The following is a 22,784-nucleotide window of genomic DNA, read 5'->3' on the forward strand; positions in this document are numbered from 1 at the left end:
TAGCAATGGTCTGTTTTTTACTATTACCAATTACCAATTACCAATCCCCGCAGATATCCTGAAATTTTAAAACAAACCTACCTTATCTATTTTTTCCCAAGGTAAATCGATATCCTGTCTACCTACATGACCATAAGCCGCTAGTTTTCTATAAAATCCCCCTTTAGTTAATGAGGGTAGATGTCTTAAATTAAATTGTTTCAGAATACCTGCTAAACGAAAATCAAAGTGCTTTTCTAATAAGACGGTGATATCTTCATCTGAGATTTTACCTGTTCCAAAAGTTTCTACTTGGACGCTTACAGGTCTAGCCAGTCCGATAGAATAACTTAGTTGTACTTCACATTCATCAGCTAAGTTTGCAGCGACTACATTTTTAGCAGCATAACGGGCGACATAAGCACCTACTCTATCTATTCTGATGGGGTCTTTACCACTTAAAGCCGAACCACTGTGTTTGGAATATTCACCATAGGTATCTATGGCGTTTTTTCTCCCAGTTAAACCAGAATGTACCGCCGGGCCGCCAACTATAAAAGGGCCATCGGGATTAATAAATATTCTAGTTTTTTCATCTGGTTTAATTTCTTCATCAGCAAATACAGGATAAATTACGGTTTCTCTAATATCATCTTGTAATTGCTTTAAGTCTGGTTTTCCCGGTTTATTTTGGCTGGCAATTACTGTAATACTATGGATTCTATAGGGTAGGCGATTTTTATATTCAACACCTACTTGAGTTTTGCCATCAGGAGTTAAGTAACTTAAAAGATTTTGTCTTCTAACTTCACTAATTTGTCTAGCTAATTTGTGTGCCAACCAGATTGGTAATGGCATGAGGGTAGAGGTTTGATGACAGGCAAAGCCGAAGACTGTGGCTTGGTTGGTAACAGTAATTTGTTCTATTTCTGCATCTGATAGTTTGTGTTCATTAAATAAGTGATATGGATCAGGAGGCAATTCTTTTAGGCTGGTCAATATACTACAATTTTTACCGTTAAATTCCATTTGTTCATAACCAACCTGATCAATAACTTGTCTGGCTATGTTTGTAAAATCAACATTAGTATTAGGTTCAAATCTGGCGGCTATAAATACAATACCTGTGGATGCAGCGCATTCGGTAATGACTCTAGCGTAGGGGTCTTGTTGTAAAAAGCGATCAACGATCGCATCACTAATCTGATCACACAGTTTATCAGGATGCCCCTCAGTTACAGATTCAGATGTAAACATGAAATCTTTTTTCATAATTCACCTTGGGGATTGGGGATTGGGTACTAGGGATTAGGGACTGGGGAATATCATCTTGCTTGCGCCAGTATTTTTGGTTGCTTCATTCACAATCAGAGGTAGTAAGGCACTACCACCAATTACCGCACCATCAACCAGATTAATGGGGGTAATCTTTAATAAAGTTCTTAGGGGTGGGACAGCTACAGCGAGTAGTTGCAGGGCAAAAGAACCAGTGACCGCCGCAGTTAGGTAAGGATTATGTGGGAGTTTTTCGGAACTAAATATGCTGTGTTTTTCGGAACGGCTACTAATTGTGTGTAGTAGTTGGGCTGTGGTTAGACCCATGAAAGCAATGGTGCTGGCTTGGGGACTGATACCATATTTGAGGATGCCGTAACTGTATGCGGCTAGGGTACTTGCAGATATGGTGGCGGACTCAAAAGTGATTCTGCCAAAATCGGATTTTTTGATAATTGGTTCTGTTGGGTTGCGGGGTGGTTGACTTAATACCTCTGGTTCTGGCGCTTCCATCGCTAAGGATAAACCAGGGAAGATATCTGTAACTAAATTCAACCAAAGTAATTGAATTGCATTCAAGGGTTCGCCAATACCTACGGCGGTGGCGGTGGTCATGACCATGATTTCGCTGAGGTTGGTCGCTAGGAGGAAATGCACAGATTTACGGATGTTGTTGTATATCGTTCGTCCCCGACTGACAGCGATAATCATGGTTTCCAGTCTGTCGTCTTCCAGGACGATATCTGCTACCTCACGGGCGACATCGGTTCCCCCTTTACCCATTGCCACCCCAACTTGGGCAGCTTTTAAGGCGGGGGCATCGTTAATGCCATCACCGGTCATGGCGACGACTTTACCTGCACCTTGCAAAGCTTGGACTACTTGCAGTTTATTACTGGGACTGATACGGGCAAATACATCTACTTTGTCGCTGAGGGCGGTTAAGGCTTCTGGGGTGAGGTTGTTGAGGTTGGTGGAGTCGAGAATTTCAAGTTGGGTATGACGGTTCAATTCTAATTCTTTAGCGATCGCATAAGCTGTTGGGCTTTGATCACCGGTTATCATGACGGTATCAATGCCGGCGTGATGGAAGTCGGCAATTAATGCTTTTGCACCCCTTCTAATTGGGTCTGCCATCCCTACTAAACCCAACCAAATCAGGTCTGTTTCATGGTTGCCGTTGTGGGATTCATCTATATGGTTGTAGGCTACACCCAACACCCGCAAAGCTTTACCCGCCATACGGTCATTTTCTATTTCCAGCATTTGTCGGTCTGCATCGGTTAAAGGCACTACCTGCCCATCCTTCATCCACCCTTGGCACATCTGCACCACTTCGCCGGGACTACCTTTAACAGCGACAAATTTATGTCCATTATGAGTCTCGTGGATGGTACTCATAATATTGCGGTTTTCCGATCGCAGATTCGTTTGTAGTAAAGGATACTTATCTTTTAGGGCGATCGCATCTACCCCCGCCGCAATTCCCATGTAAATTAAGGCGTTTTCTGTCGCTGAACCTGTGACTACATACTCACCATCGTCTCGACTCACTTCACTTTCATTGCAGAGAACCGAGACATGAATCAGCTTTAACAGTTCATCGTACATATAGGGGTTAATATTTTCTCCCCCGGCGATGAACTCCCCATCTGTAACTTTAATTTCCCGCGTGTTGGTGTGAATTTCTACCACCGACATTTTATTTTCCGTAATTGTCCCGGTTTTATCCAGGCAAATTGTCTGCACAGAACCCAAAGCCTCCACCGCACTCAAACTACGGACAAGGACTTTGTTTCGCCGCATATCACGGATACCCAAGGCTAAGGTTGTGGTGGCAATTGTCGGTAAACCTTCAGGAACAGCCGCTACAGCCAAAGATATGGATGATTTCAACATCTGCACTAAACCATATCCCCGCAGCACTCCCATACCAAACACCAGACCACAAAGACCCATCCCAATGACTACCAATTGGCTACCCACCTGGTCTAGTTGTCTGGCCAGGGGTGTTTCTGTCGCATTGGCTGTACCTACCAGAGTTTGGATGTGTCCCATTTCCGTAAATTGTCCAGTGGCTACAACCGCCGCCAATCCTTGACCACCGGTGATATAAGTTCCCCTGTAAATCATATTTAGGCGATCGCCTAATGGTACATCCTCACCTGTCAAAAATGCCGTATTTTTACTGGCAGGGAGACTTTCACCAGTTAAAGCCGATTCATCAATACTTAAATTATCCGCCTCAATCAGTCTGGCATCTGCCGCTACATAGCTACCTGGTTTGAGAATTAAAACATCGCCCACAACTACATTTTCTACAGGAATTTCTTGCGCCTTGCCATCTCGCATCACCCAAGCTGACGTTTGTTCTTGGTGCTTGAGAGAGTGGATGATGCGTTCTGACTGAGTTTCTGTAGCGTAGCCAATCACAGCATTTACACCAACCACACCTAAAATAACTACAGCATCAATCAACCCTCCAGTAAAAACCGATACACCAGCCGCCACACCCAGCAAAGCTACAGGTAAAGACTTGAACTGGTCAACTAAGATGCTGAAACTAGAACGTATCTCCGTTTCCGAAAGGATATTCGCCCCATATATACTCAAATTAGCGGCGGCAGACTCACTGGATAACCCTGATGCAGAGGTGTTGAAGGTATCCACAACCGTGCTGGCTGGCATAAGATGCCAATTCTCACTTCTTTGCTGTTTAACACCACTTATTTGTTTGGATTTCTTAATAATTTTGTTAGATTTAAATGGCTGAACTTGCTGATGAATTTTCCGGTAATTTAATATAACTTGATCAATTAAATTGGCAATCTGCTTGTAATTATATTTTGGCGAAAACAATACAAGCACATTACCTGTGGAGATATTAGCAGAAACATTAATTATTTCTGGTTGATTGACAAGCGATCGCTCCAAATATTCCTTGAGAGACAGTGAATGATAAAGTTCTTTTACCTTATATCTCGCTCTCCCTTTGACCCCAGTATGTATTGCTTGAATCACAGCAATCTCTACTCCTGTAACGCCCTGAACAAGTGCAATCTTTGATATGTAGCCCCTTCTGATTAATTATAGTTATTAAGCATACTCTTTTTGATAACAGCAACTGTTAAGACTTCCAAATTTATATTTTCAATCCATGAACAAGGAATTAAACTCCACCTATCCCAGAGCCACTCTGTCTTGAAAAGTTCTGATGTCTGAGGCATCAGACTTTTCGCTGCGTTTAAAATTCGACCCTCCAGCCATAACCTAATATTCACATTTAGATTAAGTTTTATAAAACCATCAAAAACAAAAGTATACTCAAGATTGTGATCAAAGTTGTGACATCTGATGGTGGTTTCAGTCTATCTGTCATCAAGCTTTAATCATCTAGAACGGTACTTAAATAAACCACTGTTTCCATCAGCCTAAAGTTATAGAGTCAACTTCATAGATATTAAATAGTAGTTTCTTTCATCTCCAGCGAAATTAGGCATTGTCTGCGTATCACGATTGTTTTCTATAAACAAGTAACTAAAGAAAGATAATTACTGGTTAATTCTTGACTAAATTATCCCTTGAGTTTGAAATAATTATTAAAGAAAAATGCTACTACTAGTAAGTGGCTTTAAAGCTCAGAAATCATAAAAAACACAGACAACATAGAGTAATTAAATAGATGACAACTTCTACAGATCGTAATCAACAAGTTCAACAGTTAAAAGAACTCATTGCAGACATGGATTACGCCATGTTAACTACTGTCGATGATGATGGTAGTTTGCACAGTCGCCCGATGTACTTCAATGGTGATATTGATGCTGAAGGTACACTCTGGTTTTTTACCTCAGCCAGTTCTCACAAAGTCTTGGAAATTGAACACCGTCAACAGGTGAATGTGAATTTCTCATCACCAAATCAGCAAAGCTTTATTTCTATTTCAGCTACAGCAGAACTAGTAAAAGAACGTCAGAAAATTCAAGCACGATGGAAATCAGAATTGGAAACTTGGTTCCCTCAAGGATTAAATGAACCAGATATTGCTTTGCTAAAAGTGAATATCAAAAGAGTTGATTACTGGGATGACCAGTCTAATTTTCATGCAAAAAGTATGAGTGGTCTAGGAGAAAACATTTAATCAACCAAGCCCTAGCTGAGGGTAACCAATGACCAACGTCAACCCTTTTGGCAGTTTCTCATGGGGGAGATACCACGCGAACACCAACGCAGTGCGTCTCCTACCTATATTTAATAAATTAAGTAATTAATCCTATATTTTAACTAAACTCATGCCCATAACTTTGCGCTAAACTTAGATATATTGGCATAAAAATCTCTGGCAGTAAGTCTTCTCGTTAAATACCTTTGTTTACTCCAGAAACCATGTCTCAAGAACATGACGAATCAATCGAGATTCAGCAATTAGCCAGCCTGAAACCAACACACTTTGCTGATTTAATAAGAACAGCACAATTGGTTTTTGATCCAGCCAGTGGAGTATCAGGCAGATACGTAGAAGTAGACTGGCAAGAATTCGGCATGAGCGATAACGTAGCAGCGAATCTCAAATCGCTCGGTGAGCAATATCGCTACGCTTCACCAGGTATTTCCAGTGAAATAGTTTGGAGTCAACTAACTCCAGAAACTCGGACATGGTTTATCAAAAATAAAGATGAATTGTGGAAGTTTGAAGAAATCTTTCCAGCTTTAGACGAAGACTAAACATCTTTTATAGTTCTTGACAGTAATATCAACAGACACAGGGACACAATATATTGTGTCCCTGTGTTTTGGATCTGGTTTGATACCTTCCTTGTCAGTGGAGTTTTTTATGCGCCCAGGCTACGTCAACAAGAATCAAAACAGATGCTTATAGCCAAGATGATGTTATCCAAGGATATATAAACTAATATTAATTAATGCTGCATTTTCTTTTTTAATTGTGTTATGAAATACAGATTTTATACTTAGCTTTGTAGCATTTGCCCATTCTCAGCCATAGGTTTATCTCTAAACGTCAGTATTTCCGCAGTCGTCGCACCATTGTTAAGATAATTTAAGAAACCCCTGTCAATGAATCAAAGTTTAAGTATTAGTCCTACCCAGAAGGAAGCCACTAACGCCAGTCCTCTCATTGCCAAATTGCAGTTAATTGTCAAGCAAATTATCGTCCTCAGTACAGAAATGCTGCTAGCATTACCTCTGGGTTGGGCATTAACAAAGTTGCATTTTGGCGGAATTGCTTGGATATTTGGGGGAATTGCCGCCGGGACAGTAGTTTTGCAAGGATGTCGAGTTTTTTATAACTACTCTCCCCAGCCTAATCGCGTCGCCAGAAAAGTAGGAATGGGACTAGTGGGACTGACGGTTGGTGCATCAAACGCCAATATTAATCTAGATAGTCTTGTTTCGGGAATTCCTATATTTATTTTTCTCACCTTATTCTTGCTGTTATCTGGTATTGGCATTGGCTATATCTACTCCCGCTTAAGTAAAACCAACATATTAACAGCCATGTTGGCTACAGTTCCCGGTGGTGTAGGCGTAATGTCATCGATCGCCGCCGATTATAATCGTAATGTCACGCTAGTAGCATTAGTACAAGCGATTCGCGTTACTTCCGTAGTCCTACTCATTCCCTTCGTTGCCAGAACATCCGTTGGTGGTTACTTGAATTCACCCACACTTCCAGTTAAAGGCGTGTTAATCGATTTTGCCGCATCACAACTAGGATTATTGGCAGTGGTGCTGGTACTCACAGGAATCATTGTTTATCTAGCAATAACATTCAAGATTCCGGCCGGAGAGTTTTTTGGTGCATTAGTTCTGGGTGCAACATTCAACTCTTTGCTAGATCACTTACCTTTTGTCAGTGATATTCACTTCCATCCGCCACTATTGGTGAATATTATCGGTCAAATGTTGCTAGGAATCACCATTGGTGAATATTGGGGGGAAAAACCTAATTTTGGCAAAAAAACCGTAGGTTACGCCTTGATGTCTGTATTCATGACCTTGGTTGCCGGAGCGATCGCTGCTACTCTAGCTATGCAGTTATCCTCATGGGACTGGTTGACTTGTTTGTTAGTCACAGCGCCAGGCGGATCAGCAGAAATGATACTAGTTTCCTTAACCTTAAATCATAATGTGGAAGTCGTCACAACAGGTCATTTAGTCAGGCTGATTGCCATTAACAGTTCTTTACCATTGTGGCTATTTTTATTCCGTCGTTTTGATGGATTACGGGAAGCTAAAGCTACAAAATACAACATTAAATAATTGTTTACTGAGGATTCAGCACTCATTACTATTTCCTCCTTTGGCTAATACCATCTATACTATGTACTTAAAATTTGATAATCAAATTTAAGTAGACGCAAAGTTATGATTTCTCATGATAGGGATGCAACTTCCGTTGTAAATCAACTGCTGCGACAAATCAAAATTAAGGAAAATCAACTGAAAATTGCCCAAGACTCTAATATGCTCTATGTAGCTCAAGCATTAGAGACACAGTTGCTAGAATTGCGATCGCAATTATCGGAACCGCCAGACCTGGAATTTCAAGCATTGATGAGTTTATTAGACGATTAAATTTAGTGGTTAAACAAGTTAATGGTTGCCCAAATCCAAGAACTAGATGCCCAGCATTGGGTGAAGACTCGCTCTTCCCTCGACCCTAATCAATCAACATTCCTCACCTGGACAGGGAAAATTTATGCCTTGATTCCAGGAGAAAAAAGAAAACTCCTCTTTAAAATGGTGGGAGTCAGCGTTAGTAGATGTCTACCTACAGATGCGGGTAGCTGGGATTTTACTTCTAGGGAACTCACCTATTACTTGAACCCAGAAAACGACGAGATTTTACGTAAATGGGAAAATCCTTGGACAGGGGAGACAGTACCAGTTCTCCATGTCGCCAATAATCCCGTACAAGGTCACTTTCGAGGTAAATTCCCGGCTCAAGTTGAAGGTGAAACAACAACCTTTGTATTTGATATCTTTCCTACATACCCCAACCCCCTCGCCGAAGAACCACAATTTGCTGAATATAGCCCTTATCCAACTTATCAAGCAGCCGAATTATTTAAACTCACAGTCCCCACGGTAGATTTATTTAACGCAGAACTGCCAGCAGTTTCTCAACTCATACTCAGTTGGGATAGAATCGGTCAATGGTTGCCTTGGATGAAAATGGGCGATCGCCCAGGTAATCTGATCTATAGTGCTTTTGGCAGTAAAGTTAACGGTTTAACAGAATTACCCCACATATTACAAGAGGAAATTAATACCCGTGTTCCTTTATATAAACAAGCTCCGAAAGCATTTTTAGACGGCGAAGACATGACCTCTTGGCTATACTTCCAAAAGCACTTTCAGGCTTACCTAGCAGGTGAAATCTTTCCCCTCCCCGCAGATGAAGAAGTGTGAGGCAGTTAACAGTCAACCGTCAACAAACAATTATGAAACTCCTAGAGGGGAAAGTGGCGTTAGTTACCGGCGCTACACGCGGTCTTGGTAAGGGAATTGCGATAGGACTTGGTGAAGCCGGCGCAATTGTCTACATTACCGGACGTAGGCTGGATAATAACTCAACTTCTGGCAACGATGTCTCAGGCAGTCTTAATGAGACTAAAATAGCCGTTGAAGAAGCTGGTGGTATATGTATTCCTGTACAAGTAGACCACAGTAACGATGAACAGGTGCGTTTACTCTTTGAACGTATCCAAAATGAACAAAATGGACAGCTTGACTTATTAGTTAACAATGCTTACGCCGGAGTGCAAGCATTAACCAATGCCCAGGGAAAACCCTTTTGGGAGAATGAGCCTAGCCTTTGGGATGCTTGTAACAATGTGGGATTGCGGAGCCACTATATAGCCAGTGTTTATGCTGCCCAAATGATGTCCAAACGACAGCAGGGATTGATTTGTACAATTTCCTCTTGGGGTGGGATGGCTTATCTATTCGGTGCAGCTTATGGCGCAGGTAAGGCAGGATGCGATCGCCTAGCAGCTGATATGGCTGTAGAATTACAACCCTATAATGTAGCTTCCCTTTCCATCTGGCCAGGCATTGTTGGCACTGAACTCTTCTCCCGCCTCGCCTCAGAAATGAGCGACAATCACACAGATAACGGCAAAAATTCGGCGATCGCCGAGCGTTACAATTGGGAAACTCCCCTACTCACAGGTAGAGTCATAGCTAAACTCGCTGCTGAGACAAATGTCATCAATCGTACAGGACGCGTCCAAGTTGTTGCGGAACTAGCTAAACAATACAGTCTTGTGGATCAAGAAGGCAATTTACCTGTATCACTGCGCTCTCTCCGTTTTCTCATACCCTTGGCACTACCCACATTGAGAAAGCATTCCTGGCTTATACCCGATATTAAAGTACCTTGGTCAATACTATTACTAAGTATCCTCAAATCACCGAAGATTTAAATCTATTGACTATTGAGCTTTAGTCATTAGCCGAACTTGATATTACGTCTCCAACCTCAAAAACTTGCCCCGCCACCGTCACGCGATCGCTTGATACTAACTTTCGTCCCCGTCGAGTTTCTACTGCACCATTAACTTTGACATCACCATCCATAATCATCAGCTTGGCTTGCCCTCCAGTCGGGGCTATACCGACTAACTTCAAAAACTGATCCAGTTTAATCATGCTTATCAGAATTAATTTATACTGAGCCAAAAAACAAGGACAGGTGCGGACACCCATCCCATAAATATACAACACCTAACTTTTTAAGCCTTTGTGTATTTCTCAATTAGTTTGGCAAAATCTGGCACTGCTTCCTCTACGTGTTGCTTGGCTGAACCACGAAATCTCTCGTAGGTTCCCCGCACAATTTGCCGCTTCGAGTCCTTGACCCTGGCATCCGTAATACTAAGTAGCGCATCAGCCGTACGAGAGCGACTCTCCACCAAATGCCCAACAGCATCACCCTTTTGGACACCCTCACTCCAAATCGGATCAAGCGCCTCAAAACACTGTGGTAGGAGCTGCTCCACTACATGGGGTATATATCCAGGCTTGATTCCCTTCAGTGCGGCAAAAGCAGTCTTCAAGGTTATACCACTTATACCTGACTTGGAAGCGAGTTGTGCTTCTATCATATTGCAGCAATCCTCCACAACCAGAGCCTTTTTCTCTGGGTTCAAGAGTCCGTCACTAAGTCCCATTTCACTCCTCTTTGTTCGGTATCAAAGGTACTTGATGTTAATTCAATTATTTTTCCTACTGAGCAGGAAATTACAGAAAATACTATCAGATTGGTGATCATTTAACTTGAGTTCGACGGAACTTAACCTCAACCAATTACCTACAAGGGAAGGCTGCTCAAAATCTATAACTGAGTACCAAAAAATCAGCGTTTTCAGCAAAATTTTAAATTTTTATACTCATGAGTAAACTAAATGTACCTCTTTCATACATAATAAATAAACCCAAAGCGATCAGTATAAAAGGTATAAAAGTTTTGCTATGAAGGCTCAAAACATATGCGATAGGGGCTTGACGACTTAAAAGGTCAGCAGTAACACACAAAATTCCAACCATGAAAAAAAATACCCCTATAATCACTCCCAATGTAACCAGATTTTGTCCGGCAAATAAAGGAATATAAATACTAATATTGTCACCACCATTAGCAACAGTTACGGCTCCTACTTTATAGACTTGAGGATGCAAAATACTAGATATAAAAGCTAATATAGGATTAGCAGGTGAAGACCCTTTTAAATCTGTAGTTACTGCTTGAATTTGGGTATTTTCCTGATCTTTTTTAACTAATTTTTTAATGCCAATTATTATAGGTAAAATTCCCAATAATCCTATGAATTCTCGCTGCACAAATAAGCCCCCAAAGAACCCTGGCAAACTAGCTAAAATGATAATTAAAAAACCAAGGAAATGACCGACCCAAATATGCGATCGCCGAAAATTCACATCTACCTGTGAGAACAGGAGCAGTAAAATAATAATATCATCGATATTGGTGGCTGCAAAGGCAACCAGACTTTCCGTAAAAGCCGTTAATAGCTGATTCATGCTAAATTATTAAAAATTAAAAAAGGCAGTAGCCTATGACTTCGCCGAAGGTTATGTGGGAGGTTGATGACTCTAATTATCACCATACCAAGTGCCATTATTTGCCAACAGTAACTTAGTATTTTTTTGTAATTATCTACTCGTTTTTTACACTTTTATCAATTGGGTATGATGTTGCATATAAATTAATTTATCAGAAAACAATAGCTAATATTTTAACTCTTTATGGTAGAAAGATTGAGTCTTTCGTACTCATGGAATTTGGGGTTTTTATTTTTTTAAGTCAAGCCTGAAGTTGAGAAAAATTAGCTAGATTGCCAAGAAAAATATGCAGCGATTCAGCTTACCCTTTGCGAAGGAAAGCAAGCTACAAAAGCTAAAAAGCCTATTCTATAGGCTTCTCATCGATTGTATACAACCTGCTGCACTAGTTGTTGTGAACTAATCATGCCTTGAAGAGTCAGGCATAATTGTTTCTTGGAGATTGACCCCATTGAGGTTAGCACCGTTCAAATTAGCCCCCCTAAGATTAGCACCGCTCAGATTAGCCCCTGCTAAATTAGCACTGGTGAGATTAGCCCAAGCTAAATCAGCGCCTCTCAAGTCAGCTGCGGTTAAATTTGCCCGAAATAGGTACGCACCTCCTAGATGTGCTTGATGTAAATTAGCTTTGTAGAAGTTGGCTTTGTAAAGGTAAGCTCCCATCACTTCGGCTTGATATAGATTTGCCTCGCTGAAATCAACCGCAATGAAATTAGCAGCGATAAGATTCGCAAAACAAAGGTTAGAGCGGATGAGTTTTGCTCCAGCCAAATCAGCATCTCTCAAATCAGCACTACTGAAATCGGTACCAATTAAGTTAGCCTCCGTCACAATAGCACCCCGGAGATTGGCTCCACTAAAATCAGCACCAATGAAATGAGCATGGCTCAAATCTGCGTGTGTAAGTACGGATTGGCTCAAGTTAGCCACACTAAAATTAGCGGCACTCAAGTTAGCTTCACTGAGTTTTGCGTGGTGGAGATTGGCGCTACTGAGGTCAGCACCACTGAGGTTAGCACGTATAAGCAGAGCGCGACTTAAGTCTACTCGGCTTAAGTTAGCGCCTGCAAGATTTGCGCCTCTGAGGTTATTTTCTTGTAGGTTTGAGGTGCTGAGGTCTGGTTCAATTTGCGGATTTTTTTGTCTCCACTCAATCCATCTCACTGCACCTGCTCGTAATAAAGCTAGATGCTCTAGATTTGCCATTGTCTCTCCTTTACTCCTGGCGACCACTATGGGAATTGCTCCGGCCAGCAACGCTTTCTATGGCTGCTCTCGCTCCCGCCGCACCAGCGAGAATATCCCTTTCTTGCCCACCTAGATACAACCTGCCAAAGCTACCGACAGCTTGAACTTCTAGGATGTTAATTGAGGCTGCTTTCTCGGCTTCATTGGCTGCTAAAGCAGCATAAGCAGCAGGCTCAACTTCTAATACATATAGAGTTTGCCCGGCTAGGAGTAGCTGTCCTCGTCGCGTCCGGTTAATCAATTGGGTTTGGTAAGCGTCTATATTCCTAATAATCTGGCTGGAAACAATTCGCGGTTTAATACACTCTTCTCTTTTGACTCCTAGAGCCGCCAAAATCGCTTGACCAGCAGCTCGCGTTTCGCCTTGAGAGCCTGAATGTATTTCTAATAGACCGTACAATCTCTCAACTACTTGCACTCCAGGGCGGACAGAAGCAGCTTTGAGGGCTATGTCGGTAATTTTATTAATCTCGATACCAGGAGAAATTTCAATCCACAGTGATGTATCTCCTGGTAATGGCAAGAAACCTTGGGCTACTGTTCCTATATAGGCCGCGTGTTGTGGTTGCAGGCTGTCGAGAAATACGAAACTGCGTAGTTCTATTCCCAAGGTGATGCTCTCCAGTCATGAGGTTAAAGTAATATTTCGCAATATATGAATGTAACTTAAAACTACCATAAGGCTAGTACTACCTTTCAGCATCATCCCAGGAATTACACCCATTAATTACTTTAAGTACTTGGTATTTTGATATTAATTCATCACAAAAGCTACAATAATATTAATATTAATTAATATTTAGCTGCGGCGATGCTGAGACTGATTACTGACTTCGACGGCCCAATTATGGATGTTTCCGAAAGGTACTACCGTGTATACCTATTCTGTTTAGAGAAAACTCAACATCCAGGCCAGCCAGTACGGCAATTATCTAAAGCAGAATTTTGGCAGATGAAGCGTCAGCACCTTCCTGAAAAAGAAATTGCCCGAATTTCTGGTTTAGATGAAGCACAAGCACAGGAATTTTCTCAATTGCGCCGTCAAACAGTGCATACAGAACCTTACTTTCAATATGACAGTCCTATCCCCGGCGCTTTAGACGTGTTGTTAAAGGTGCAACAATCTGGGGTGGATTTAGTTGTGATGACCATGCGTCGAGTTTGGGAACTGGACTATGCTTTCCAAAAATATGATTTAGGTCAATTCTTCCCAGAAAATCGCTGTTATTGTCTCAGTAACGAATATGTGAAAACCCGCGACATTGATGATAAACCTTTGTTAATGCAAAGAGCTTTAGCCGAATTACCACCAGCAGCTGATACTTGGATGGTGGGAGATACAGAAGCCGACATCACAGCAGCGAAAAAACATGGTGTTAAGGTGATTGCTGTAGAATCTGGTATCCGCGATCGCACTCGATTACAACAATATCACCCTGATTTAATCGTGCAGAATCTCAGTGCTGCTGTAGATATCATCTTAGAATCTTCGGTTGTGAAAATCTAAATTAAAAACCCCTACCTATCCAGGAAGGGGTCAGATTTGGAAATATTTGGGTTGTTTTTCTTGCAAATCTGAACCGAGTTAGCGTAGAAAACTGCTAATCAACCACAATAATATAAAAGTCAGTACCGTTGAAAACTGATTTGCAGTGAAGCTGATAGCGGGTATTTGCGGCAATAGTAAACCAGCAATCAGTCCACCAGTAATTAAGCCTATAATCAGACCTACAAGAGTGAACAAAACTGCTCTACCAAATCGGCCTTCTTTACGATTGAGAAAGAAAATACTAGTTCCTACCCCAATTACCAACGCCAACTGCAAAACTTGATCGCCTGCTGCTGGATAAAAAACACTAATAGCACTCAAACCCAAAAACCAAACCCCTGGCAAAAGCACATCTGTCCCTGAAGGCTGATCTAATATTTTTTGCAGCCATACAGGGGACTGCTCGCGGGGTGTTAAGTTTTCTTTAGGAGGCGATTGCACTCTTAACTCTGGAAAGCGGATACGTTCAGGAACCTTGATTTTACCTTCTTGGCGCATCCTCAAACGATCCATTAAAATCGCATCGTAGGCAGCCTCAATGATTTCTACACTCTTGCTATCGCCACTATATTGTTCAAATAGGCGATTGCGAGCGTCCTGAATCTCATCAAAGCTAGCATCTTCTGATACCCCAAGTTTTTCGTAGGGACTTTGATCGCTCATGGGAGTTTATAATTCAGCCTTAGTCAGGGGCAGTCTTTGATCGAAGGAAACAATTTTAGGTTTTATTTTGATCGAAAACAAAAGTATCGACCGTATTTTATGCCCTACCAGGATATTAGCACGGGTTAGTTAGATTAACCCGTAAATTTTAACTATAGTAACTTTAACATATTGCCATAACTCCGTGTATCCCCTCATGTCGTTGATCGATTCTGGCTCTACTCTAGAATTTGAGCTAGGGATACCTAAGAGCTATTTTTATGAAAAAAATACCTTTTATTTTTCAGATTTGGCAATTTACAGTTCCCTAAAGGCGTTTTCATGATTGAGCCACTAGATTCAGTAGTAGTATCAATCCAGATAAAGATTTAAAATTGAAAAGTTTTAAATTTCCACTAAACTTGAAAACACACTGCTGTGGCTAAAACCCAAGGATGACGCAACATCAAAGTTGAGAATAAAAGTCATTCCCTACAAATCCAGGGATTACTACTAGACTCATCCTGATGTCGTTATACTGCAATGTGATTACATTGTTATGTGGATCATCAGGAAATTCAATCCTGAGTTTTGTAGTTTCTTAAATATTCCCAAGTAGAAACTGCGTTTTTACGCCATACTGCTGTTAATCTTATTAATTTTTGTGCAAAGTGATGGTCATGGCTCCTGCCAAGATTCTTGTAGTTGATGACGACCCTGCGGTTCGGAATTTAATCCAACGCTTTTTGATAAAGCAAAACTATCAGGTGGAGGCTGCCGAAGATGGTAAGACAGCCTTATCTCTATTTGAGCAATTTAACCCAGATTTGGTAATTTTGGATATCAACTTACCAGATGTCATTGGGTTTAACCTCTGCCAAGAGATGCAAAGTCGTAATGGTGTTTTTGTTCTGATGCTCACTAGCCGTGCGGACGAAGCTGACAAGATTCGCGGCTTTGCTAAGGGTGCTGATGACTACCTCACCAAACCCTTTGGTCTAGGAGAACTAGAAGTCAGAGTCGGAGCTATTTTAAGAAGACAGCGCGTTGTCACCACCGCAGAACAGAAACGGTTAACATTTGAAAAACTGATGATTGACCCTGTACGGCGAGAGGTGACACTTAACAGCCAAGCTGTACCCTTAACTGCTCTAGAATTTGATCTGTTACATTTCTTAGCCAGCCATCCTGGCCGAGTGTGGCGACGCGCCGAACTAATTCAAGAGGTCTGGGACTACGAATATGTAGGCGACCAGCGAGTTGTAGACGTACATATCGGTCAAATTCGCAAAAAGATCGAAGTGGACGCTAGCCAACCAGCATTGATTCAGACTGTGCGCGGGGTAGGGTATAAATTTGAATGTCCCACTCACTCCCAAGTAGAAACCAATGCTTGAATGTGTGGTTCATAGTCTAGGTTTAAATAATTATTTTTACACTTAGACTAGATAATTTCTGCCTATAGTTAAAAACTAGATTAATCAAATCGCTCAAAGACGTGCAATGAAGTCAGTATATGAGCGATATTTTCATGTCAATAACCAGAAGTTTATTTAAATAGAAAAATTCTCATGGACACGATATAGCGTATCCATGATAGGACTAAGTAAGATATAGTACCGTGCGTACCAGCACTTGAGAATGTCTGGTACATTAGCTGTTTGTGGCAAATCGGTACGAGACATTTCTACTTAGCAGTGATGAAATAAAGTTTCTAAGTAAACACGAGCAGCACGGCGATCGCTATCTCCGTTTTGTAGTAAAAACAATGACAGTGCTGCCGTTAAGACACGATTTTGATCCCAATCAGGATGTGTTTCTAAGTAATTTTTCAGAGAATCATGGAGAGTTTCAGGGATTTCTGTAAAAATACTAACTGTCGAGTTCATAACATTTTCCTTCTTTGAGGTCAGTCAAGGGAATAGATTGCTTGTAGTTAGCTAGTTGCAGATAACCATCCGACAGACATCGATTTTTGGTTTTAATGTCAACGGTTGAACAAACTACAAACCCAGGTCGAATCATTGTGCGATATGAGGGGGTGGGTTTGTCAATGCTGCGAAATGTTAAAAACGGTTGTATAAAAAACAGACCTGGACGCAACAATCAGGATCAAAAGTCGATTTTTGTTACATTACGTAATGAAAACTCAGTCCTTACCAATTATTAAACACGTAAATTAAAAATCCCCAGTAAGACAGCAACAGCCTATTTCCTCGTAGACCATCTGTGGAAAACTATGAAAATCCCTGTGGAAATCCTGTGGAATCAGTGAGGAAAATTTCACCGAATGATAAGAATTACAAAAACATAATCTTTTGATAACAATTCATCCCATAAAAATCGCGTCACCGTCCCAGTTATCTTCGATACATCCCCAGATTTGGGTTTTAGCGATCGCCAGATGTCCCTCAGAAGTTGGTTCAGGCTTTACTATGTCTTACACCCCCATCTTTTTGTTAACCAGATGGGTCTATATTTGCCATAGCAGGCGTTTCTATTCATTTCCCCATTAAATCCCTTTTCTGGACTTGCTGGTTCCTTGATTGCTCCCCCTACCTCAATTATGTTTGAGGGAATAGGGAGTAGAAAAGTTAATTTTCATTCTTCCTCATCTCCCAATCCCCAGTCCCCAGTCCCTAACGCCTGCGTTCTTGCAACTTCCGATAAACTGCCTTTATATCTACTTGATGGTGAGCCAAAGCCACCAAAGTGTGGTATAGCAAATCTGCCACCTCACCAGCGATCGCCTCTTGGTCGTCATCCTTACAAGCCATGACGACTTCAGCCGATTCCTCACCAATCTTCTTTAAAATCTTATTATCGCCACCTGCAAACAACTTGCTGGTATAGGAACTTTCTGTAGGGTGATTCCGGCGATCGCAAATCACCTGAAATACCTGGGATAATGTATCCCCTGGTGGCGCCACGATTTTCCCTTCCACCTGATGAAAACAACTGCGTTCGCCAGTATGGCAAGCAATATCTCCAATCTGCTCCACCCCTACTAACAGTGCATCACTGTCACAGTCATAACGTATGCTTTGTACCTTTTGGGTATGGCCAGAAGTTCCGCCCTTATGCCAGAATTCCTGTCGGGAACGACTCCAAAACCAAGTTTCCCCTGTATCTAAAGTCTTTTGTAAAGACTCCCGATTCATCCACGCCATCATTAGGACTGTGCCATCCAAATAATCTTGCACAATTGCTGGCACTAAACCCCGTTCATCGTAGCGGATTTCTTCGACGGGGATAACATTTTGTGGTGAGAGTGAATCGATGAAGGACATACCAGCTAAATTTAATGAGAATGATTCATAGTTTCACGATACCATTCTGTATAGAGCAGCTGGCATGATTTTTTCGAGTAAAATTTTTCATCCTTGTAAAACAACAGTCCTATCCATAGCCGACTGCATCCTGACAGCGCTTGAAGCAACATGATGGGCTTTTGAAACTTCCCCATACCAATGGATTGCCGAGTTAAAAGCTGCCCGATAAAGGTCTTGATGAGACTGCGATAGTTGAGCGCGGACTTCTAAAGGCAAGTCTTCGTTGGACTTGTATAACATATTGTTATTTTTTTGGTTCTGCTTATTTTATACGATAGAAGTTCTAGGCGATTTTTAACCCTATCCTGAGATAGAGCTTTTTTTGTTGCCCATTGTTAGGAGAGACCCTTGGTAAATACCACTATTAAAACCACAAAATCACAAGAAATCTTCGCCGCCGCCCAAAACCTGATGCCAGGTGGTGTTAGTTCCCCTGTGCGCGCTTTTAAATCTGTAGGGGGGCAACCCATTGTATTTGATCATGTAAAGGGTGCATACATCTGGGATGTAGATGGCAACCAATACATTGACTATGTAGGCACTTGGGGGCCTGCTATTTGCGGTCATGCTCATCCAGATGTCATCGGGGCGTTGCATGATGCTTTAGAAAAAGGTACTAGTTTCGGTGCGCCTTCATTCTTGGAAAATGTTTTGGCGGAAATGGTCATCGCTGCTGTTCCCAGCATCGAAATGGTAAGATTCGTCAACTCAGGGACAGAAGCTTGTATGGCTGTATTACGGCTTATGCGGGCTTTCACTAACCGGGAGAAAGTCATCAAGTTTGAAGGCTGTTACCACGGACACGCCGATATGTTCCTGGTCAAAGCCGGCTCTGGTGTAGCCACACTAGGTTTACCCGATTCCCCAGGTGTGCCAAAATCTGCAACCAGCAGCACTCTCACAGCCCCATACAATGACCTCGAAGCTGTGAAGGCTTTATTTGAGGAAAACCGCGATCAAATCGCTGGTGTCATTCTCGAACCAGTTGTTGGGAATGCTGGGTTTATTACTCCTGATGCCGGCTTTTTGGAAGGACTGCGGGAACTAACTCACGAACATGGAGCTTTACTCGTGTTTGATGAAGTGATGACCGGTTTCCGTATTGCTTATGGTGGCGCTCAAGAAAAGTTTGGCGTTACACCCGATTTGACGACTTTAGGCAAAGTTATCGGTGGTGGTTTGCCAGTAGGAGCCTATGGTGGTCGTCGGGATATTATGTCCATGATTGCGCCTGCGGGGCCTGTATATCAAGCAGGAACGCTTTCTGGTAATCCTTTAGCAATGACAGCCGGAATTAAAACTCTGGAGTTATTACAAAAGCCCGGTGCTTATGAGTATCTAGAGCGAATTACTAAGAAGTTAGCCGATGGGTTACTACAAGTTGCCCTGGAAACAGGTCATGCAGCTTGCGGTGGTCATATTAGCGCCATGTTTGGCTTATTCTTCACCTCTGGCCCTGTGCATAACTATGAAGATGCCAAAAATTCTGACACAGCTAAATTTGGACGCTTCCATCGCGGTATGTTGGAGAGGGGTGTTTACTTAGCACCTTCCCAATTTGAGGCTGGTTTTACCTCTTTAGCTCACACTGACGAAGATATTGACCAGACAATTGCGATCGCCCGCGAAGTTCTATCTAGTATCTAAATACTAAGTGCGGAGGGCTGAGTTATTATACTCAGCCCTCCAAAATCAGAACTTTTTAACAGCCACAGCCATTATGGTTACAGCCTTTTATAGTTTTGTGACCTTCGGCACAGCCTTCAGAACAATAGTATTTACCCTCTTTGTTGATGGCATCTTCTACGGAAATGATGCACAAGCAACTCGGACAGGCACATTTCATTTGAGTTACGGTTGTCATAATTATTTCCTCCGTTTTCACTTGTGATTACACTACAATACCTGAACAGATGTTCAAGTATTGCTTAATAAAATGTAACAATTAGGTTATATAATACGTTTGGCTACTCTCAGAAATTCAAAGAGTCGGCACAACTTCCATTATGGGAGACTCTAAACTATAGCTCTTACCACTAAATTCATAGGTGAATACAGCTTTGACTTTTTTTGCACCACTAAAGCCTTGAGCATTAGTTAAATAAAAGCCTTGTTCAAAAATTTGTAATCCAGCCAAATTAAATGGTTGTACTACCTGAGAAATCAAAACTTTATTATTATCTGCTTGTTTAAGTTCGACTTTCTGCGCGTTGATATTTAGATGATTGAGAGTCAAATTCTCTAGTCTCAACCTGACAACAGCGTGACCAACTGGGTAATTTTTTACGGCACCAGGAGGTGGTATCAATGTTTCATATACTTCTAAAAGATTAACGTTCAAACTGAGAGCAGGTTTTTGGGTATTTTGTACCATAATTGTTGTTTGGATGGGTGATTCAGTGGTGGGCAAAGACATCAGTGTAATAGAGGCTATCAAGAAAAGATAATCAAACACCCTAACCTCCATCTTTGTTTATGGCTATTTTTTGAATTTTTAGTATAGCTTGCTACACCAATTTCCACCGCAGCAAAGGCACTAATGGCTCAAAGATATATCTCTAGTTAGTATTACTGATCTATCCATATTATTGAAAATAATCTTGAGTATAATAACTGAAAAAAATAAGTTTTAAACTACAGTTATGTAGAAAAAATAGCAATCTCCATTCGTGAAAAGTTCCACAAGAAAATATTTAGACTCGACACTATTTGTTAGTATAAGTATAATAAATCATTCAATGATGAGAATCGCTTTACGTAACCCAGGTACAACTTTAGGAATTCTTTAAAGGAGTTCCAGCAAAAATTACCTAGTAAGAGTTGATGTTATATCTCAATAATTGAAACAGAGCATAACGCTTTCTATTATTTATTCGTGCAGCGAGTTGACAGTGCATGAGCTACTGCATTAATCCTACCTGTCCAAATCCAGAAAATGTAGCATTTAGCCAAAAGTGTGAGGCTTGCGGCTCACCGCTACTGTTGCGCGATCGCTATCGGGTGCTGAAACCATTGGGTCAGGGTGGCTTCGGTGCAACCTTTTTAGCCCATGATCAAATATTGCCAGGGGAACCAAGTTGTGTAATTAAACAATTACGTCCTTCAGGAACAGCACCACACATTTTGCAGATGGCGCGAGAACTATTTGAGCGAGAAGCCAAAACCTTAGGCACAATTGGCAATCATCCCCAAGTACCGCGATTGCTAGACTACTTTGAAGAGCAAGAACAATTCTACTTAGTTCAGGAATATATCAGTGGTTCCACTCTTCAACAGGAAGTCAAACTTAATGGCACTCTGAGCGAACCAGGCGTAAAGCAATTTTTAAGTGAAATTCTGCCCCTACTGCAATACATCCATGAGCATAAAGTAATTCACCGTGATATCAAACCAGCCAACTTAATTCGCCGTTCTCAAGATGCCAGAATGGTATTGATTGACTTTGGTGCGGTCAAAAACCAGGTCAGCCAAGCAATTACAAACCAATCCGCAAACACAGCACTAACGGCCTATGCAATTGGTACTCCTGGTTTTGCACCTCCAGAGCAAATGGCAATGCGTCCAGTTTATGCCAGCGATATCTATGCCTTGGGGATAACTTGTGTATATCTATTAACAAGTAAAACACCTAAAGATTTAGATTATAATCCCACAACAGGTGAAGTCATGTGGGAACATTTGGTACAAGCCAGTGACCACCTGATCGGTGTGCTGCGGAAAATGTTGGAAGTATCAGTACGCAGTCGTTACCAGTCAGCCACAGATGTACTTAAAGCCTTGGAAATCGAGCCATATTTAGAAAGTTTGGCTCAGGGATTGCTAGTGAAATCAGAGAAAGAGCAAACATCCCAACGTCCAGAAAATTCTGCGGTTTTATCTAGCAGTTCTCCTGTGGCCGCGACTAGTGTAGGTGGTGTAGCACAGGTAGCCGCCGCAATTAGAGCCAGAAGAGCTAAAGATGCAGCAGCAAAGCTAGCAATATTACCTAATAGCAACAGTAATGGTAACGGATTGCCAACTCAACAATCCAAAGCTGGACGTAGACTAGATAGCCAAACTTTGATGAAAGCTTATCTTAAAGGGAGGCGCGACTTTGCTCTTCATAATTTAAATTTCCTTAATCTCCAAGGAGTTGACTTATCAGAAACAAATTTTCACTCAGCTCAACTTCAAAGCGCTAATCTCCAAGGAGCTAATCTCCATAACAGTGATTTTGGCAGAGCTAGCCTGACACGCGCCAACCTTAAAGACGCTAATTTAAATAAAGCTTATTTCAATCATGCCGATCTAGAAGGAGCAGACCTACGTGGTGCAGACCTCAGTCATGCTTATCTCAGTAATGCTAATCTTCGTGGAACTAATTTGTGTGGTGCTAATCTTACAGGGGCAAAAATTACTGATGAGCAATTAGCATTAGCAAAAACTAACTGGATGACGATCCGTCCTAACGGCAAAAGAGGTTTATTGTAACTAGACAATTATAATCTAGGATAGATATAGCTTTTGGACAATAATTAAGAAGTTAATATCAATTTAGTCCTGTAAATAATTATAGGCTGCTTAATTTTTTAACTAAAAAGGTATTTTAAGCCAACTTAATTATCTACTATTTACCTGCAATATTTTGTAGTAAATATAAGATTATATATGCT

The 22,784-nt window shown here is 41.4% G+C and carries 23 protein-coding genes; 10 read left to right on the top strand and 13 right to left on the bottom strand.

The annotated features are described in order from the left end of the window. Nucleotides 1–66: 66 nt before the first annotated feature. Together metK and ACN222_RS16250 are read right to left on the bottom strand one after the other, a co-directional pair. Nucleotides 67–1,251 (bottom strand): methionine adenosyltransferase, encoded by a 1,185-nt coding sequence (metK, locus tag ACN222_RS16245; RefSeq protein ID WP_010997395.1) that lies wholly within the window; start codon nt 1,249–1,251, stop codon nt 67–69. Between the two features lie 36 nt (nt 1,252–1,287). Then, complete coding sequence (locus ACN222_RS16250) at nt 1,288–4,275, bottom strand: cation-translocating P-type ATPase (protein WP_010997396.1); 2,988 nt, start codon at nt 4,273–4,275, stop codon at nt 1,288–1,290. 661 nt (nt 4,276–4,936) lie between these two features. Between ACN222_RS16250 and ACN222_RS16255 the strand changes: the two genes are divergently transcribed. The 6 genes from ACN222_RS16255 (at nt 4,937) to ACN222_RS16280 (ending at nt 9,704) form a co-directional block, all read left to right on the top strand. Then, the gene (locus tag ACN222_RS16255; protein WP_010997397.1) at nt 4,937–5,395 is read left to right on the top strand and encodes a pyridoxamine 5'-phosphate oxidase family protein; all 459 of its coding nucleotides are present in this window, start codon (nt 4,937–4,939) and stop codon (nt 5,393–5,395) included. 245 nt (nt 5,396–5,640) lie between these two features. Continuing rightward, a complete protein-coding gene (locus ACN222_RS16260) occupies nt 5,641–5,979 on the top strand; it encodes a hypothetical protein (RefSeq protein ID WP_010997398.1) in 339 nt (112 codons plus the stop codon). Nucleotides 5,980–6,330: 351 nt separating this feature from the next. Then, a complete protein-coding gene (locus tag ACN222_RS16265) occupies nt 6,331–7,536 on the top strand; it encodes an AbrB family transcriptional regulator (RefSeq protein WP_096637165.1) in 1,206 nt (401 codons plus the stop codon). A 105-nt stretch (nt 7,537–7,641) separates the two neighbouring features. Then, nucleotides 7,642–7,851 (top strand): hypothetical protein, encoded by a 210-nt coding sequence (locus ACN222_RS16270; protein ID WP_010997401.1) that lies wholly within the window; start codon nt 7,642–7,644, stop codon nt 7,849–7,851. Between the two features lie 21 nt (nt 7,852–7,872). Next, on the top strand, nt 7,873–8,688 hold the full coding sequence (locus ACN222_RS16275) for a DUF1838 domain-containing protein (RefSeq protein WP_010997402.1): 816 nt from the start codon (nt 7,873–7,875) through the stop codon (nt 8,686–8,688). A gap of 32 nt (nt 8,689–8,720) precedes the next feature. Then, nucleotides 8,721–9,704, top strand: a complete 984-nt coding sequence (locus ACN222_RS16280; RefSeq protein ID WP_044523121.1) for an SDR family NAD(P)-dependent oxidoreductase — start codon at nt 8,721–8,723, stop codon at nt 9,702–9,704. A 19-nt stretch (nt 9,705–9,723) separates the two neighbouring features. Here the strand turns inward: ACN222_RS16280 and ACN222_RS16285 are convergent, their stop codons facing one another. The 5 genes from ACN222_RS16285 to ACN222_RS16305 form a co-directional block, all read right to left on the bottom strand. Beyond that, nucleotides 9,724–9,930, bottom strand: a complete 207-nt coding sequence (locus ACN222_RS16285; protein ID WP_044523122.1) for an RNA-binding S4 domain-containing protein — start codon at nt 9,928–9,930, stop codon at nt 9,724–9,726. An 83-nt stretch (nt 9,931–10,013) separates the two neighbouring features. Continuing rightward, nucleotides 10,014–10,451 (bottom strand): DUF6918 family protein, encoded by a 438-nt coding sequence (locus ACN222_RS16290; RefSeq protein ID WP_010997405.1) that lies wholly within the window; start codon nt 10,449–10,451, stop codon nt 10,014–10,016. Between the two features lie 205 nt (nt 10,452–10,656). Continuing rightward, nucleotides 10,657–11,319, bottom strand: coding sequence for a cadmium resistance transporter (locus ACN222_RS16295; protein ID WP_010997406.1), 663 nt, complete (start codon nt 11,317–11,319; stop codon nt 10,657–10,659). A gap of 441 nt (nt 11,320–11,760) precedes the next feature. Continuing rightward, on the bottom strand, nt 11,761–12,567 hold the full coding sequence (locus ACN222_RS16300) for a pentapeptide repeat-containing protein (protein ID WP_010997407.1): 807 nt from the start codon (nt 12,565–12,567) through the stop codon (nt 11,761–11,763). A gap of 10 nt (nt 12,568–12,577) precedes the next feature. Next, nucleotides 12,578–13,219, bottom strand: coding sequence for a hypothetical protein (locus ACN222_RS16305; RefSeq protein WP_010997408.1), 642 nt, complete (start codon nt 13,217–13,219; stop codon nt 12,578–12,580). A 201-nt stretch (nt 13,220–13,420) separates the two neighbouring features. Between ACN222_RS16305 and ACN222_RS16310 the strand changes: the two genes are divergently transcribed. Then, nucleotides 13,421–14,116, top strand: coding sequence for an HAD family hydrolase (locus ACN222_RS16310; RefSeq protein WP_010997409.1), 696 nt, complete (start codon nt 13,421–13,423; stop codon nt 14,114–14,116). 78 nt (nt 14,117–14,194) lie between these two features. Here ACN222_RS16310 and ACN222_RS16315 read toward each other — a convergent pair whose 3' ends face one another. Further along, nucleotides 14,195–14,821, bottom strand: a complete 627-nt coding sequence (locus ACN222_RS16315; RefSeq protein ID WP_010997410.1) for a CPP1-like family protein — start codon at nt 14,819–14,821, stop codon at nt 14,195–14,197. 659 nt (nt 14,822–15,480) lie between these two features. On the opposite strand from ACN222_RS16315, the gene ACN222_RS16320 reads away from it, so the two are divergent. Next, nucleotides 15,481–16,197 carry a response regulator transcription factor gene (locus ACN222_RS16320; protein ID WP_010997411.1) on the top strand — a complete coding sequence of 239 codons (717 nt, stop codon included), beginning with the start codon at nt 15,481–15,483 and terminating at the stop codon, nt 16,195–16,197. Between the two features lie 294 nt (nt 16,198–16,491). Here the strand turns inward: ACN222_RS16320 and ACN222_RS16325 are convergent, their stop codons facing one another. From ACN222_RS16325 to ACN222_RS16335, 3 genes are all read right to left on the bottom strand, one after another. Next, nucleotides 16,492–16,689 (bottom strand): DUF2811 domain-containing protein, encoded by a 198-nt coding sequence (locus ACN222_RS16325; protein WP_010997412.1) that lies wholly within the window; start codon nt 16,687–16,689, stop codon nt 16,492–16,494. Between the two features lie 750 nt (nt 16,690–17,439). Then, nucleotides 17,440–18,090 carry a bifunctional phosphoribosyl-AMP cyclohydrolase/phosphoribosyl-ATP diphosphatase HisIE gene (hisIE, locus tag ACN222_RS16330; protein WP_010997414.1) on the bottom strand — a complete coding sequence of 217 codons (651 nt, stop codon included), beginning with the start codon at nt 18,088–18,090 and terminating at the stop codon, nt 17,440–17,442. A gap of 87 nt (nt 18,091–18,177) precedes the next feature. Further along, nucleotides 18,178–18,372 (bottom strand): ChaB family protein, encoded by a 195-nt coding sequence (locus tag ACN222_RS16335; protein ID WP_010997415.1) that lies wholly within the window; start codon nt 18,370–18,372, stop codon nt 18,178–18,180. Nucleotides 18,373–18,480: 108 nt separating this feature from the next. Between ACN222_RS16335 and hemL the strand changes: the two genes are divergently transcribed. After that, entirely contained in the window at nt 18,481–19,779 is a 1,299-nt protein-coding gene (hemL, locus tag ACN222_RS16340; RefSeq protein WP_010997416.1) for a glutamate-1-semialdehyde 2,1-aminomutase, read from the top strand. A gap of 55 nt (nt 19,780–19,834) precedes the next feature. Here the strand turns inward: hemL and ACN222_RS16345 are convergent, their stop codons facing one another. Together ACN222_RS16345 and ACN222_RS16350 are read right to left on the bottom strand one after the other, a co-directional pair. Continuing rightward, on the bottom strand, nt 19,835–19,996 hold the full coding sequence (locus tag ACN222_RS16345; protein WP_084789106.1) for a metallothionein: 162 nt from the start codon (nt 19,994–19,996) through the stop codon (nt 19,835–19,837). 117 nt (nt 19,997–20,113) lie between these two features. Continuing rightward, nucleotides 20,114–20,587: a hypothetical protein gene (locus ACN222_RS16350; protein WP_231865470.1), complete on the bottom strand. Its 474-nt coding sequence runs from the start codon at nt 20,585–20,587 to the stop codon at nt 20,114–20,116. A 440-nt stretch (nt 20,588–21,027) separates the two neighbouring features. Between ACN222_RS16350 and ACN222_RS16355 the strand changes: the two genes are divergently transcribed. Then, nucleotides 21,028–22,602 carry a serine/threonine-protein kinase gene (locus ACN222_RS16355; RefSeq protein ID WP_010997419.1) on the top strand — a complete coding sequence of 525 codons (1,575 nt, stop codon included), beginning with the start codon at nt 21,028–21,030 and terminating at the stop codon, nt 22,600–22,602. Nucleotides 22,603–22,784: the final 182 nt, after the last annotated feature.

The organism is Anabaena sp. FACHB-595 (assembly GCF_048568275.1).
In the GTDB taxonomy this organism is placed as follows: Bacteria; Cyanobacteriota; Cyanobacteriia; order Cyanobacteriales; family Nostocaceae; genus Trichormus.